2 protein-coding genes are annotated in these 526 nt (G+C 31.6%); one reads left to right on the top strand and one right to left on the bottom strand.

Annotated features, from left to right (window positions below; translation table 11 throughout):
- Positions 1–81 precede the first annotated feature (81 nt).
- A complete protein-coding gene (locus PSI23_RS21905) occupies positions 82–447 on the top strand; it encodes a helix-turn-helix domain-containing protein (RefSeq protein WP_273557034.1) in 366 nt (121 codons plus the stop codon).
- Here the strand turns inward: PSI23_RS21905 and PSI23_RS21910 are convergent.
- Positions 444–526: IS1 family transposase (locus PSI23_RS21910; RefSeq protein WP_228011593.1), on the bottom strand; the 83-nt coding region annotated here is incomplete at its 5' end. The genes PSI23_RS21905 and PSI23_RS21910 overlap by 4 nt on opposite strands.

Raw genomic sequence — 526 nt, forward strand, 5'->3', positions numbered from 1 at the left:
TCGCCCTCGTAAAACACGAGATTACAAAACACCGAATGAGTTATTTAAAGGAGTACCCACTCATTTACTTCGTTCATTACGGTGTTGCGCTTAATATGTGAATCCAAGAAAGGTTTTAATATTACAACTTTATCTTATAAATATGGATACAAGTCGAATATATTGAGAAGTGCTTTATTTTCTCATTATCCAAAAGCAGAATATATTATTGCAGAATTTCTTGATGTACATCCTTCTGAAATTTGGCCTAATAGATATTTTGATGAATTAGGTAATTTAACGGTAAAAGAATTGGTTAAGGAGAGATATGAAAGAAAAAATGAGATTAATGAACAGCAATATGAGATAAAAAATGATTGGTGCACTACTAATGTTATAAGAGCTTTGGCGGAGCAGAATACTACCTTAACAAAATGGTCACGTATTCAAAATGTTGATTGGTCTTAAATATAATATTCTCTTTCGATAAAAGTCCCGATGACTTTGTCATGCATTTCCGGTGATTTTGAATAACCCAATGTTTTAC

It is taken from the genome of Xenorhabdus yunnanensis, assembly GCF_028598805.1.
Taxonomy (GTDB): Bacteria; Pseudomonadota; Gammaproteobacteria; order Enterobacterales; family Enterobacteriaceae; genus Xenorhabdus; species Xenorhabdus yunnanensis.